The sequence below is a fragment of the Pseudomonas sp. A1230 genome, assembly GCF_044218825.1.
GTDB classification, from domain to species: domain Bacteria; phylum Pseudomonadota; class Gammaproteobacteria; order Pseudomonadales; family Pseudomonadaceae; genus Aquipseudomonas; species Aquipseudomonas iridis.
This window is the reverse complement of sequence record NZ_CP162582.1, coordinates 4,567,929-4,582,186: the sequence shown is the minus strand read 5'-3', so window position 1 is coordinate 4,582,186 and position 14,258 is coordinate 4,567,929. Positions and strand designations below refer to the sequence as shown.

General features: G+C 58.1%; 13 protein-coding genes. 8 read left to right on the top strand and 5 right to left on the bottom strand.

The features are described from left to right. Nucleotides 1–111: 111 nt before the first annotated feature. Complete coding sequence (metK, locus tag AB4P97_RS21460) at nucleotides 112–1,302, bottom strand: methionine adenosyltransferase (RefSeq protein WP_042561496.1); 1,191 nt, start codon at nucleotides 1,300–1,302, stop codon at nucleotides 112–114. A gap of 18 nt (nucleotides 1,303–1,320) precedes the next feature. After that, complete coding sequence (locus AB4P97_RS21455; RefSeq protein WP_042561495.1) at nucleotides 1,321–2,316, bottom strand: metalloregulator ArsR/SmtB family transcription factor; 996 nt, start codon at nucleotides 2,314–2,316, stop codon at nucleotides 1,321–1,323. 259 nt (nucleotides 2,317–2,575) lie between these two features. Here AB4P97_RS21455 and tkt point away from each other — a divergent pair, with 259 nt between their 5' ends. The 6 genes from tkt to fba all read left to right on the top strand — a co-directional run bounded on the left by tkt (nucleotide 2,576) and on the right by fba (nucleotide 8,954). Continuing rightward, nucleotides 2,576–4,573 carry a transketolase gene (tkt, locus tag AB4P97_RS21450; protein ID WP_042561494.1) on the top strand — a complete coding sequence of 666 codons (1,998 nt, stop codon included), beginning with the start codon at nucleotides 2,576–2,578 and terminating at the stop codon, nucleotides 4,571–4,573. Nucleotides 4,574–4,752: 179 nt separating this feature from the next. Continuing rightward, entirely contained in the window at nucleotides 4,753–5,805 is a 1,053-nt protein-coding gene (gene epd / locus AB4P97_RS21445) for an erythrose-4-phosphate dehydrogenase (protein WP_042561493.1), read from the top strand. A 12-nt stretch (nucleotides 5,806–5,817) separates the two neighbouring features. Then, nucleotides 5,818–6,981 carry a phosphoglycerate kinase gene (locus AB4P97_RS21440; RefSeq protein WP_047303881.1) on the top strand — a complete coding sequence of 388 codons (1,164 nt, stop codon included), beginning with the start codon at nucleotides 5,818–5,820 and terminating at the stop codon, nucleotides 6,979–6,981. A 34-nt stretch (nucleotides 6,982–7,015) separates the two neighbouring features. Continuing rightward, a complete protein-coding gene (locus AB4P97_RS21435; RefSeq protein WP_395601581.1) occupies nucleotides 7,016–7,237 on the top strand; it encodes a hypothetical protein in 222 nt (73 codons plus the stop codon). Nucleotides 7,238–7,294: 57 nt separating this feature from the next. Next, nucleotides 7,295–7,627, top strand: coding sequence for an MliC family protein (locus tag AB4P97_RS21430; RefSeq protein WP_008081029.1), 333 nt, complete (start codon nucleotides 7,295–7,297; stop codon nucleotides 7,625–7,627). A gap of 262 nt (nucleotides 7,628–7,889) precedes the next feature. After that, nucleotides 7,890–8,954: a class II fructose-bisphosphate aldolase gene (gene fba, locus AB4P97_RS21425; RefSeq protein WP_007913760.1), complete on the top strand. Its 1,065-nt coding sequence runs from the start codon at nucleotides 7,890–7,892 to the stop codon at nucleotides 8,952–8,954. Between the two features lie 127 nt (nucleotides 8,955–9,081). Here fba and AB4P97_RS21420 read toward each other — a convergent pair whose 3' ends face one another. The 3 genes from AB4P97_RS21420 to AB4P97_RS21410 form a co-directional block, all read right to left on the bottom strand. Then, on the bottom strand, nucleotides 9,082–9,507 hold the full coding sequence (locus tag AB4P97_RS21420) for a hypothetical protein (protein ID WP_042561490.1): 426 nt from the start codon (nucleotides 9,505–9,507) through the stop codon (nucleotides 9,082–9,084). A gap of 230 nt (nucleotides 9,508–9,737) precedes the next feature. Further along, on the bottom strand, nucleotides 9,738–10,100 hold the full coding sequence (locus tag AB4P97_RS21415) for a DUF6124 family protein (RefSeq protein ID WP_395601580.1): 363 nt from the start codon (nucleotides 10,098–10,100) through the stop codon (nucleotides 9,738–9,740). 455 nt (nucleotides 10,101–10,555) lie between these two features. Continuing rightward, on the bottom strand, nucleotides 10,556–11,224 hold the full coding sequence (locus AB4P97_RS21410; protein WP_047303876.1) for a polysaccharide lyase family 7 protein: 669 nt from the start codon (nucleotides 11,222–11,224) through the stop codon (nucleotides 10,556–10,558). A 320-nt stretch (nucleotides 11,225–11,544) separates the two neighbouring features. On the opposite strand from AB4P97_RS21410, the gene AB4P97_RS21405 reads away from it, so the two are divergent. Continuing rightward, the gene (locus AB4P97_RS21405) at nucleotides 11,545–13,668 is read left to right on the top strand and encodes a bifunctional diguanylate cyclase/phosphodiesterase (RefSeq protein ID WP_115147139.1); all 2,124 of its coding nucleotides are present in this window, start codon (nucleotides 11,545–11,547) and stop codon (nucleotides 13,666–13,668) included. Between the two features lie 44 nt (nucleotides 13,669–13,712). After that, on the top strand, nucleotides 13,713–14,204 hold the full coding sequence (locus AB4P97_RS21400; protein WP_273877187.1) for a M48 family metallopeptidase: 492 nt from the start codon (nucleotides 13,713–13,715) through the stop codon (nucleotides 14,202–14,204). Nucleotides 14,205–14,258 lie beyond the last annotated feature (54 nt).

Genomic DNA, 14,258 nt, shown 5'->3' with positions numbered 1-14,258 from the left:
ATATGCGTTTCACCTGTAGGAGCTGCCGAAGGCTGCGATCTTTTGATCTTGAGAGCATAAAAAAACCCCGCACGGCGCAAACCGTGCGGGGTTTTTCATGCAGCCAGGGAATTACAAACCGGCAGCAGAACGCAGAGCGTCAGCGCGGTCGGTTTTTTCCCAGGTGAATGTGGTGAAGGTGTCTTCGCCAACAGTCTTGGTCTCTGGCGTGCGACCGAAGTGGCCGTAGGCTGCAGTTTCCTGGTACATCGGGTGCAGCAGGTCGAGCATGGTGGTGATCGCGTATGGACGCAGGTCGAACACATCACGCACCAGTTTGACGATTTTGTCGTCGCTGATCTTGCCGGTGCCGAAGGTGTTCAGCGAGATCGAGGTAGGCTGGGCCACACCGATCGCGTAGGAAACCTGAATCTCGCAACGCTCGGCCAGGCCGGCAGCGACGATGTTTTTGGCAACATAACGGCCAGCGTAGGCAGCCGAACGGTCAACCTTCGATGGATCCTTGCCGGAGAACGCGCCGCCGCCGTGACGGGCCATGCCGCCGTAGCTGTCGACGATGATCTTGCGACCGGTCAGACCGCAGTCGCCAACCGGGCCGCCGATGATGAACTGGCCAGTCGGGTTGATGTGGAACTGGGTATCTTTGGTCAGCAATTCGGCAGGCAGCACGTGCTTGACGATCAGCTCCATCACGCCTTCGCGCAGGTCTTTGTACGATACGTCAGGGTTGTGCTGGGTCGACAGAACTACAGCGTCGATACCGACAACCTTGCCGCCTTCGTAACGGCAGGTCACTTGCGACTTGGCGTCCGGGCGCAGCCAAGGCAGCAGACCCGATTTACGGGCTTCGGCCTGGCGCTGAACAAGCTGGTGCGAGAAGGTGATCGGGGCTGGCATCAAAACGTCGGTTTCGTTGCTGGCGTAGCCGAACATCAGGCCCTGGTCGCCGGCACCCTGATCTTCAGGCTTGGCACGGTCAACACCCTGGTTGATGTCTGGGGACTGCTTGCCGATGATGTTCATCACACCGCAAGTTGCGCCGTCGAAGCCGACATCGGAGCTGTTGTAGCCGATGTCCAGAATGACGTTACGCACGATTTCTTCCAGATCGACCCAGGCCGACGTGGTCACTTCACCGGCGATGATTGCAACGCCGGTCTTTACCAGAGTCTCGCACGCCACACGGGCGAACTTGTCTTCAGCAATAATGGCGTCCAGCACCGCATCGGAAATCTGGTCGGCGATTTTGTCCGGGTGCCCTTCGGACACGGACTCGGAGGTGAAGAGGGAGTATTCGCTCATCTCGATTTTTTCCTGAATTTACCGATGGTGAGTGTCGCCAGCCGGTCGCTGAAAGTGGCGGACCTGGATCTGGAAACCATTACGTAAGCCTACATAGAGGCTTTCCCCGGGAACGAGTCCCGCAGCGGTGGCCCAACGGGCCAAATCGTCCTGTTCAAACCCCAACCACAGATCACCGCAGGCCTCCCTGGCCCAACTCTGGTTGTGGCTACATAACTCTGTCACGAGCAGGCTACCGCCCGGTTGCAGCAAGTCGGCCATGTGCTTGAGCGCTTCGGCCGGCGCGGCGAAATGGTGCAACACCATGTTCAACACCACGCAATCGGCCTGAAGGCTGGTGCCGTTCAATGCATCGGCCAATTGCAGGCTGACGTTAGCCAGTTGTTCACGAACGCATACCTGACGCGCCAGTTCGAGCATCGCCGGGCTGTTGTCCAGCGCGGTTACGGTGCTGAAACGACGCGCCAGTTCCGGCAGGAAAGCGCCATCGCCGGGGCCGACTTCAATAGCCGTGGCAGCACCATCGAAATTCAGTTTGTCGAGCAGCGCCAGCACGCTTTCGCGGTACTGCGGCAGGCCTGCGATCAAGTCTTGCTGGGCGCGAAATTTCTCAGCTACCCGAGCGAAAAAGTCCTGACTGGCCGCAGCCCGTTGCCCGTGAACCTGAGTGATTCGCGCTTGAACGTCGTCAGGCAGCACCAGGTTGTCGACTTCTTCTAACAATGCGGCGTGCAACTTGCCACCCAGCAATTCGGTGTGGGGCAGGGCGCGGCGATAGAAAATCGCGTTGCCTTCGCGGCGGGTCGCCACCAGATCGGCTTGCGCCAACACTTTAAGGTGATGACTCATGCCGGACTGACCGATGCCGAAAATCTGCGCCAGCTCCAGTACACCGAACGAATCGTTGGCCAGCGCGCGCAATACATTCAGGCGCAGCGGATCGCCGCCGGCCTTGCACAGGGCCGCCAGCTCGTCGCAATCGTCATGGCGAATGGAAGGCACGCGTAAGTTCATAGGGTTGGCAGTCTAGTGACGGCCTCAAAGCACCGCAAGGGCAATATCAAAAAGTTTTGATATTGCTCGATAGATGGCACTTCTCACGAGATGGTTAACTCTACAAACCAATAGCGGAAAGGTTTCACCTGCCTAATCCGCCGCTATCCATTGGAAAAACGCTGCCGGATGACTATCTGTCATTGCCCCGAGGCGCTCCGGTGAGGGAAAATGCCCTCCTTTTTTCCGTTTCAATCTATTCACACCCAGGAGATCAGCGATGCCTAGCCGTCGTGAGCGTGCCAACGCCATTCGTGCCCTCAGCATGGATGCCGTGCAAAAAGCCAACAGCGGCCATCCCGGTGCACCTATGGGTATGGCAGATATCGCCGAAGTGCTTTGGCGCGACTACCTCAAGCACAACCCGAGCAATCCATCCTTCGCCGACCGTGACCGCTTCGTGCTGTCCAACGGCCATGGCTCGATGTTGATCTATTCGCTGCTGCACCTGACCGGTTATGACCTGTCGATCGAAGACCTCAAGCAGTTCCGTCAACTGCACAGCCGCACGCCGGGTCACCCGGAATTCGGCTATACCCCAGGCGTCGAGACCACCACTGGCCCGTTGGGTCAGGGCCTGGCCAACGCCGTGGGTTTCGCGCTGGCGGAAAAAGTCCTGGCGGCGCAGTTCAACCGTCCGAGCCACAACATCGTTGACCACCACACCTACGTGTTCCTGGGTGATGGCTGCATGATGGAAGGCATTTCCCACGAAGTTGCTTCCCTGGCCGGTACGTTGGGTCTGGGCAAGCTGATCGCCTTCTACGATGACAACGGCATCTCCATCGACGGCGAAGTCGAAGGCTGGTTCACCGATGACACGCCGAAGCGTTTCGAAGCCTACAACTGGCAAGTGATCCGCAACGTTGACGGTCACGACCCGGAAGAGATCAAGACCGCCATCGAAACCGCTCGCAAGAGCGCGCAGCCGACGCTGATCTGCTGCAAGACCACCATCGGTTTCGGTTCGCCGAACAAGCAAGGCAAAGAAGACTGCCACGGCGCCCCACTGGGTGACGCGGAAATCGCCTTGACCCGTCAGGCGCTGAACTGGAACCACGGTCCATTCGAAATCCCGGCCGACATCTATGCCGAGTGGGATGCCAAGGAATCCGGCCGCGCTGTAGAAGCCGAGTGGGATCAGCGTTTCGCTGCCTACTCCGCCGCGTTCCCGACCGAAGCCAACGAGCTGATCCGTCGTCTGAGCGGTGAGCTGCCAGCAGACTTCTCCGAAAAAGCCTCGGCCTACATCGCTGAAGTCGCTGCCAAAGGCGAAACCATCGCCAGCCGTAAAGCCAGCCAGAACACCCTGAACGCGTTCGGCCCGCTGCTGCCGGAATTGCTCGGCGGTTCGGCTGACCTGGCCGGTTCCAACCTGACCCTGTGGAAAGGTTGCAAGGGCGTCAGCGCTGAAGATGCCAGCGGCAACTACATGTACTACGGCGTGCGCGAGTTCGGCATGACCGCCATCATGAACGGCGTCACCCTGCACGGCGGCCTGGTGCCTTACGGCGCTACCTTCCTGATGTTCATGGAATACGCTCGCAATGCTGTGCGCATGTCGGCGCTGATGAAGAAGCAAGTGATCCACGTCTACACCCACGACTCCATCGGTCTGGGCGAAGACGGCCCGACGCACCAGCCGATCGAGCAGCTGACCAGCCTGCGTACTACGCCGAACCTCGACACCTGGCGTCCAGCCGATGCCGTTGAATCGGCCGTGGCCTGGAAAAACGCTCTGGAGCGCAAGGACGGTCCATCGGCGCTGATCTTCTCGCGTCAGAACCTGCAGCACCAAACCCGTGATGCTGGCCAGATCGCCGACATCAGCCGCGGTGGCTACGTGCTGAAGGACTGCGCAGGCGAGCCTGAGCTGATCCTGATTGCGACCGGTTCGGAAGTCGGCCTGGCTGTTCAAGCCTTCGACAAACTGACCGAGCAGGGCCGCAAGGTGCGCGTGGTTTCGATGCCTTGCACCAGCGTGTTCGATGCTCAGGATGCTGGCTACAAGCAAGCCGTCCTGCCGTTGCAGGTCAGCGCGCGTATCGCGATCGAAGCGGCTCACGCCGACTTCTGGTTCAAGTACGTGGGTCTGGAAGGTCGCGTGATCGGCATGACCACTTACGGTGAGTCGGCGCCTGCGCCAGCACTGTTCGAGGAATTCGGCTTCACCCTGGAAAACATCCTGGGGCAGGCTGAAGAGCTGCTGGAAGACTAAGGCACAGCGCGGTGATCTAACGGTCACCGCAGTTCCATGTGGGAGCTGGCTTGCCAGCGATAGCGTCCGTTCAGTCAGCATTTATGTTGATGCGAATGGCCCTATCGCTGGCAAGCCAGCTCCCACAAGGGTTGTGTTGCAACAAACATTACGTCTGCCTGCGTACTATCGAGAACCCCATGCCTCAACCGCGTCCTTACAAAGTTGCACTCAACGGCTACGGCCGGATTGGTCGTTGCGTCTTGCGTGCGTTGTTTGAGCGAGGCGAGAAAGCCGGGTTTGAAATTGTCGCGATCAACGATCTGGCCGACATGGCCAGCATCGAATACCTGACACGCTTCGACTCTACCCACGGCCGGTTCCCCGGCGAAGTGCGGGTCGAGGGCGATTGTCTGCATATTAATGGCAACTGCGTGAAGGTCCTGCGCAGTGCCACCCCCGAAGGCATCGATTGGGCGTCGCTGGACGTCGATCTGGTGCTCGAATGCTCCGGCGCCTACAACACCCGTGAAGACGGCCAGCGTTTCCTGAACGCCGGCGCGCCGCGTGTGCTGTTCTCGCAGCCGATGGCCAGCGAGGCGGATGTCGACGCCACCATCGTTTACGGCGTCAATCAGGACTGCCTGACCGGCGACGAACTGCTGGTGTCCAACGCCTCCTGCACCACCAACTGCGGCGTGCCGCTGTTGCGTCTGCTCGACAAGGCGATCGGCCTTGATTACGTGTCGATCACCACGATTCACTCGGCGATGAACGATCAGCCGGTCATCGACGCCTATCACCACGAAGACCTGCGCCGCACCCGTTCGGCGTTCCAGTCGGTGATCCCGGTGTCCACTGGTCTGGCGCGTGGTATCGAGCGCCTGCTGCCGGAACTTGCCGGCCGAATTCAAGCCAAAGCCGTACGCGTGCCGACGGTCAACGTGTCGTGCCTCGACATCACGATGCAGACCGCCACGGCGACCGACGCCACTGAGGTCAACCGGATCCTGCGTGAAGCCGCCACCAGCGGCCCGCTCAAGGGTCTTTTGGCCTACACCGAATTGCCTCACGCCAGTTGTGATTTCAACCACGACCCACATTCGGCCATCGTCGATGCCAGTCAGACCCGCGTTTCCGGCCCACGGCTGGTGAACATCCTGGCCTGGTTCGACAACGAGTGGGGTTTTGCCAACCGAATGCTGGACGTTGCAGAACACTATCTGCAAACAGCAATTTCAAAAAAACCGTAGGAAGTGCGACCCATGACCGTGTTGAAGATGTCCGACCTCGATCTGCAAGGTAAGCGCGTATTGATCCGCGAAGACCTCAACGTCCCAGTCAAGGACGGTGTTGTCACCAGCGATGCGCGAATCCTGGCTTCGCTGCCGACCATCAAGCTGGCCCTGGAAAAAGGTGCCGCCGTCATGGTGTGCTCGCACCTTGGCCGTCCGACCGAAGGCGAGTTCTCGGCCGAGAACAGTCTCAAGCCAGTCGCTGACTACCTGAGCAAGGCGCTCGGCCGTGAAGTGCCGCTGGTAGCCGATTACCTGGGCGGCGTTGACGTCAAGGCCGGCGACATCGTGCTGTTCGAAAACGTGCGCTTCAACAAGGGCGAGAAAAAGAACGCTGACGAACTGGCCCAGCAATACGCCGCCCTGTGCGATGTGTTCGTGATGGACGCGTTCGGCACCGCTCACCGCGCCGAGGGTTCGACCCACGGCGTGGCCAAATTTGCCAAAGTCGCCGCCGCTGGCCCACTGCTGGCCGCCGAGCTGGATGCACTGGGCAAAGCGCTGGGCGCGCCTGCGCAACCAATGGCTGCCATCGTTGCCGGCTCCAAGGTCTCGACCAAACTCGACGTACTGAACAGCCTGAGCCAGATCTGCGATCAACTGATCGTCGGCGGCGGTATTGCCAACACCTTCCTCGCCGCTGCCGGTCATCCGGTAGGCAAGTCGCTGTACGAACCGGATCTGCTCGACACCGCGCGCGCCATCGCCGCCAAGGTCAGCGTGCCGCTGCCCGTTGATGTTGTGGTTGCCAAGGAATTCGCCGAGTCCGCTGAAGCCACCGTCAAGCTCATCGCTGACGTTGCCGCCGACGACATGATTCTGGACATCGGCCCGCAAACCGCAGCCAACTTCGCTGAACTGCTGAAATCGTCGAAAACCATTCTGTGGAACGGCCCGGTCGGCGTGTTCGAGTTCGATCAGTTCGGCAACGGCACCAAAGTGCTGGCTCAGGCCATTGCCGACAGCGATGCGTTCTCGATTGCCGGCGGTGGCGACACCCTGGCGGCCATCGATAAATATGGCGTGGCTGAAAAGATCTCCTACATTTCCACCGGTGGCGGCGCGTTCCTCGAGTTCGTCGAAGGCAAAGTGCTGCCAGCCGTTGAAGTCCTGGAAAGCCGGGCCAAGGCCTGAGGCCGCCCGTTTGGCCAGGCAAAGGAGTGTTCACATGGTCAAGTCGTTAGCATTGTTGTTGCTGACCGGTACGCTGGCGGCCTGCGGGAGCAACCCGAAGGCCGAGCCTACGCCTGCGCCTGACGCGGTGCACAAAGGCTGTTATCAGGCCGACTGGCAGGCCGAGACCAACCCGGTGCTGAACAAGCGTTCCGGGCCGGACGGTCTGGACAAATACGAGACGCATACCCCGGCCAAGGAACATGGTTGTCCTTGACGGGTCTGACTCTTTAACTCAGGACTGGCGGCGTGCGTCGTCAGTCGAGGAACACGGATGAAAGGCTTGATCGCCATTGCGGCGTTGGCATTGTTGGGCGGTTGCGCGCAGTTGAACCTGTTTCAGTCGTCCGCCCCTGCGGATAACTGGACCACCTGGACCTGCGACAGCCAGGCCAAAGTGCTCTGGCGTTACGCCGATGCCGGCCAGAAGGAAGTCGACGTTCGACTGGGCGGCGGTGATCAGGTCTATCGCCTGAAAGAAGAACCGGGCGCCTCGGGCACGCTGTACAGCGACGGCATGCTGGCGTTTCACGTCAAGGGTGAGGAGGGCCTGGTGTATTGGGTCGCCACCAATGACCTGATCGGCCGCGGCTGCAAAGCCGAGTAACACGATTGAATTGATGTACGGAGATCCAAATGTGGGAGCGAGCCTGCTCGCGAAAGCAATCTTATTGCCGATGATGCAGTGTCTGTCAGACCGCTTTCGCGAGCAGGCTCGCTCCCACAGGGGTTCTGTGTTGTTCACAAGATTTTGGTACCACCGAATCACCAGGCCGGGCCTCAACCCCCGATCTGCAATCACTTGAATAGCCGCCGCCGCTCCGGCAGGCTGGCACGATTAACGACCCAAACCGGGAGAGACACACACAATGGCACTTATCAGCATGCGCCAGATGTTGGACCACGCAGCCGAGTTCGGCTACGGCGTTCCAGCTTTCAACGTCAACAACCTTGAGCAGATGCGCGCCATCATGGAAGCCGCTGACAAGACTGACTCCCCGGTGATCGTCCAGGCTTCGGCCGGCGCCCGTAAATACGCCGGCGCGCCATTCCTGCGTCACCTGATCCTGGCCGCGATTGAAGAATTCCCGCACATCCCGGTGTGCATGCACCAGGACCACGGCACCAGCCCTGACGTCTGCCAGCGCTCAATCCAGCTGGGCTTCAGCTCGGTGATGATGGACGGCTCCCTCGGCGAAGACGGCAAAACCCCGACCGACTACGACTACAACGTCCGCGTCACTCAGCAGACCGTAGCCATGGCTCACGCCTGCGGCGTTTCGGTAGAAGGCGAGCTGGGCTGCCTGGGTTCGCTGGAAACCGGTATGGCCGGTGAAGAAGACGGCATCGGCGCCGAAGGCGTTCTGGATCACAGCCAAATGCTGACCGACCCGGAAGAAGCCGCTGACTTCGTCAAGCGCACCCAGGTCGACGCATTGGCCATCGCCATCGGCACCAGCCACGGCGCCTACAAGTTCACCAAGCCACCTACCGGCGACGTGCTGGCCATCGACCGCATCAAGGAAATCCACAAACGCATCCCTAACACCCACCTGGTGATGCACGGTTCCTCGTCGGTGCCACAAGAGTGGCTGGCGATCATCAACCAGTACGGCGGCGACATCAAAGAAACCTACGGCGTACCGGTTGAAGAAATCGTCGAAGGCATCAAGTACGGCGTGCGCAAGGTCAACATCGACACCGACCTGCGCCTGGCATCCACCGGCGCCATGCGTCGCCTGATGGCCACCAACCCGAGCGAATTCGACCCACGTAAATTCTTCGGCGCGACCGTGACTGCAATGCGCGACGTATGTATCGCTCGTTATGAAGCGTTCGGTACTGCGGGCAATGCTTCGAAGATCAAGCCGATCTCGCTGGAAGCGATGTACCAGCGTTATCTGAAGGGTGAGTTGAACGCGAAGGTTAACTAAGCCTTAGCGTTAAACCATTGAATCAAGAAACCCGCCGAGAGGCGGGTTTTTTGTGGGGGCGGGTCGCTGTTAAATATCCAGCGAATAATTAAGAAGTAACTAGCGAATAAAATGGGATGATTGCATGTTATGGGTAAAAGTTCACATTAAATTGCGCTGTGCTAGAGATTCCACAAACAGGGTCGCTAACAATAATGCGAGTGTGTGCATTAACGCCGTCCTCCGCCTTAACCCTAATAGTAGCCTGATCAGTTGGGTCTAGAAATTCATATCCGCCTGTAACTTTCTCCCATTTGTAGATCTTGGTGCCGCTAGGCGTCTTTGAGTTACTCGCATCATAAACATACTCTACGTTGACTTTGCCGCTATCAGGTCTCTTGACGTCAAGATGAATGTCTTTTGAGGTTTTAACTAGGACCATTCCCCCTGCGTCCCTGTCATATTCTTGAGTGGTGTTATGGCAGGAGTCGGGCGTGTCAGCGTTGACGCCAGTACTAATGAGGACTAGCGCACTTGCAGCTGCGGCGAAAATAATTGATTTTAAAGGTTTCATAGTTAGATCCTTCTAAATTTAATTTAAGAGGCGTTGTTTTATGTTTCTGTTCATACAAAACGATAGTAGACCTCGGTTTTTTTATTTACACCTGTCAGATCTGACAGGGTTATAGATCTTTTCGCGATAGCGATGGCAGCAAGCTATAGAAAATATTTGCTTGTTTGCTTGTTTGCTTGTTTGCTTGTTTGCTTGTTTGCTTGTTTGCTTGTTTGCTTTAAGGCTGGGGGTTACTTGTTAAGTTCAACATGATCCAGTGCCTGATTCACCGCCAGTTCACCGAGCATGACTACCTGCGCAATGCCCAGCGCGGTCTTGCGGTGCGAGGTATCGAGCATCGCCGCGAAGTTGTTGAGCATTTCGCTGGCTGAGCCCAACGTTTCGCTGGCATTGGCCAGCAAGGACTCGTTGTTGTACTTCGGGTTGGCGAGGTACATGGGTTCGGGGTTGTTGGTGCTCGCCATGATAAGGGCGGCGGGATTGAGGTAGTGGTCGAGGGCGCGTTCGGCGGCGTCGCTGAGTTTTTTTGAGTCGGGGGATTCGTACGGGGAGGCCGGGTCGGTGGTCGGCGGGTGTGGCGTTGATTTGGTCATAAGCTGAAAACTCCTGTTGGAGCCGCTTCTCCCTCTCTACTAAAAGAAGGGTGGCAGCTGTGCGCAGGTTAGTAGACCGGGGAGTATTCAGCATTGACCGGCGCGCCGAAGCGCCCTGCACACAGCCACCATCAAGTCAGACAGCAAGAGCTGACTGAAGCGCTATGCACATAACTGAAAAACACCACGGGCTACTAAACCCGATCACTGGAAATCAGTGACGCGAATCAAGTTACCGATGGCCCTCCAGGCGCACAAGCCGGCGGATTCTGGCGTAGTGGTAGGCAACGACGCAAGCTGTTGTAGGCATCCGGACGTAACCGCTGACAGATCTAAACAGCGCCGTTTAAAGGTAGGAGCTGCCGAAGGCTGCGATCTCTTGATCTTGCTTTTGATATTGAAAAGTCAAAGTCAAAAGATCGCAGCCTTCGGCAGCTCCTACAGGAGAACGCGGGTTATTTGTCGTGATCGATATCGAGTTTGCTGAAGGTCACCTGCCCACCCTCGCTGGTGTAGCCGGTGTTGTCCTGCACATACACCCCGGCCTTGAAATACAGCGGCTTGTTACGCCACGTCGCGCTGATCTGTGAATCCCACTGATAACCCGCCGCACTCACGCCCAACGCGCCGCCGGGGCTGAGGTGGATGAGGTAGTTGAATTCGCGGTCCATTTTGACGCCGGTGGCGAGGGTGATGACGCGGCTTTCGTCATCATCGGGGCGCATGCGGACTTTGATTACAAGGTTGCCGGTTTCGGTTTTAGTCTTGTATTGGTACTCGAGCTTGAGCATCGGCTTCTGGCTTTCATAGGCATGAATCTGGCCGATGACGATTTTGCCGGAGCTTGGCACTTTGTTGACCGTGACGGTCGCGCGTAGCAGGTTGTCGGCGTCCGGGTAATACCAATTTCGCAGGGTGCCGTTGCTGTAGGTCTCGCGCAGTTCAGTACGCGGGTAGATGGCGTTTTCGGTTTTTGACCCGGTGACCGGTGACCAGAAGAACAGGGTGCCGGTGTCGGAATGGAAGTATTGATCCTTGAAGCCTTTCACCAGTTTGGAGGTTTCGACGGTATATGGCGGGCTGCCAACGGGAACGCTGAGGTTCCAGGTTGCGAGATCGATCATGTCGGTTCTTCCACTCAAGTTTCGCTGCACGCACGTGCCAGATGCTCTAGCCCGCGCGTTTTGGGGCGGCCTTTATAAGCGTAGAGGGAAAGTTTGTTAACGGCCGTCCGGCGGAAGGTTGACGTCAACATCCTGTCGAAATGCCACCTTTCCCGGTTTCAGGGGGCTTCAAGCGTGACCGTTAGTCGGCTAAACCAGTCATTCGTTAAATGATGGCTTGATGACAGCTACTGCTTTAGTGGATCCAAGACTAGAGTGAACGCTCAGTATGTGTGCGGTTTTTACCGGAACCGACCTGATGTCCCGACAAGAGAAGCAGCATGGAATGCGCGCAACCCCCGCCAAGTGAAGGCAGCTCTGTCCTCTTAATCGTAGATGACTACCCTGAAAACCTGATTAGCATGCGCGCATTGCTGCAGCGTCAGGATTGGCACGTCATGACCGCCGCCTCCGGTTTCGAGGCGCTCAATATTCTGCTCGAACACGACGTCGATCTGGTCCTGCTGGATGTGCAGATGCCGGGCATGGACGGCTTTGAAGTCGCGCGGCTGATGCGCGGCAGCCAGCGCACGCGCCTTACGCCAATCATTTTCCTCACCGCCAACGAGCAATCCCAGGACGCCGTGATCAAGGGCTATGCCAGTGGTGCGGTGGATTACCTGTTTAAACCCTTCGACCCGCAGATCCTCAAGCCCAAGGTGCAAGCGCTGCTGGAGCATCAGCGCAATCGCCGCGCCTTGCAGCAACTGACTCGCGATCTGGAGTTGGCTCGGGCATTTAATGCCTCGGTGCTGGATAACGCTGCCGAAGGCATTCTGGTGCTGGGCGAGGACGGTCTGATCCGCTTTGCCAATCCGGCGATTTCACGGCTGCTCAATGCGCCGGTGAAAGAGTTGGAGGGTAAGGAGTTTCTTGATTACCTGCAGAAACCACACATCCCGTTGTGGGCTGATTCCGAATTCAAAAGCAGTTACCAGCGCGGCGAAACCTTGCGGCTGCGCGACGCTTTGCTGCGTACCGCGCCCGGACAGCAAGTGCCGGTGGCGCTGTCCTGCGCGCCGTTACCCGCCGAGCAATATGGGATGGTGGTGACGGTGCTCGACATGTCGGTGGTGCGTCATTTGCACCAGCAGCTTGAATATCAGGCAGTCACTGATCCGCTGACCGGGTTGCTCAATCGTCGTGGCTTTTATCAAACCGTCGAAAACCTGCTACTGCGCGGCGAACGCAGCGACGGCAGTTGGGTGCTGCTTTATCTGGATCTCGACGGCTTTAAACGCGTCAACGATTCCCTCGGGCACGACGCGGGCGACCGCGTGTTGCGCTGGGTCTCTGAACAGTTGAAGGCGTGTTTGCGGCCGTTCGATATTCTTGCGCGCATGGGCGGTGATGAATTTACTGCACTGCTGGATCTGGAGTTTCCCGAGCAGGCGGCGAAGATTGCCGAGAAACTGATCGAACGGGTCTCGATCTGTCAGCAAATCGAAGGTATGGATATTGCCCTCGGCGCCAGTATCGGTATCGCCACTTATCCGGACTGCGGATCGAACCTCGACGGATTGCTACGTGCCTCGGACATCGCCATGTACGAAGCCAAACGCGCCGGGCGTCAGCAATATCGCTTCTATGATCATGAAATGAACGGCCGTGCGCGCTCGCGGTTGATGCTTGAAGAAAGTGTGCGCACGGCCATCGAAAACCGTGATTTCAATCTGGTCTATCAACCGCAGGTGGCGATTGATAGCGGGCAGATCCGTGGTTTCGAGGCGCTGTTGCGTTGGCAGCACCCGAGTGTGGGTGATGTGCCGCCGGGGTTGTTCCTGCCGTTGCTGGAGGAGGCGCGGCTGATCAGTCGCCTCGGCAGCTGGATTTATCACCGTGGCGCTGGGCAGCGAAAGGCCTGGGAAACCTTGTTTGCCGAAGACCTGGTGCTCGGCGTTAGTTTGAGCAACACACAGTTTGGCCTGCCCAATCTGGTCACCGAGTTGCGTCAGGTCATGGAGCGGCATGCCTTGCAGCCACGGCAACTGGAGGTCGAGGTCACCGAGGAGGCCTTGATGCAAAACCCCGACGAAACCCGCAAGCAGCTGCGCTTGCTGCGCAATCTCGGGGTGCGGGTGGCGCTCGACGATTTCGGCTCCGGGCCATGTTCGTTGACGCATTTGCGTGACCTGGAGCTGGACACACTCAAGCTCGATCGCCATCTGATCGCTCGATTGCCGGACTCCAAAAAGGATGCGTACCTGGTGAGCACGGTGATCAATCTGTGCAAGCAATACGGTTTGCTGGTGATTGCCGAGGGTGTCGAGACCATCGAGCAATATCAATGGCTGCAAGCCCACGGCTGCGAGTACGTACAGGGCTTTCTCGTGGCGCGTCCGATGATTGCCGAAGACGCCGCAAGCTTTGCCGAGCCTTTCGACTGGAGCGCGTTGCCCGGCTGAATTCGCTACACTGGCACACCTTTTTCGAACCGTGTCGCCCTTCCATGATTGTGTTGAAGTACCTCCAGGCCTATCCCGCGCAACTCCAGGATCAGGTGCGCCAATTGATCGCCGACGGGCGTCTGGGTGAATACCTGGACCAGCGTTATGCGGGGCGCCACGATGTGCAGAGCGACAAGGCGCTGTACACCTACGCGCTGGAGCTGAAGCAGGAATACCTGCGCAACGCCCCGGCCATCGACAAAGTGCTGTTCGACAACCGCCTCGACCTGACCCACCGTGCTCTCGGGTTGCACACCACGGTTTCGCGCGTTCAGGGCGGCAAACTCAAGGCCAAGAAAGAGATTCGTATCGCCTCGCTGTTCAAGGACGCTGCGCCGGACTTTCTGAAAATGATCGTCGTGCATGAATTGGCGCATTTCAAAGAGTCGGATCACAACAAGGCGTTTTACAAATTGTGCGAACACATGCTGCCGGGGTATCACCAGGTCGAGTTTGATCTGCGGGTGTATCTGACCTGGCGAGATATGCAGTGAAGAACAAGACCAAAAGATCGCAGCCTTCGGCAGCTCCTACAACGGGGAACGCGT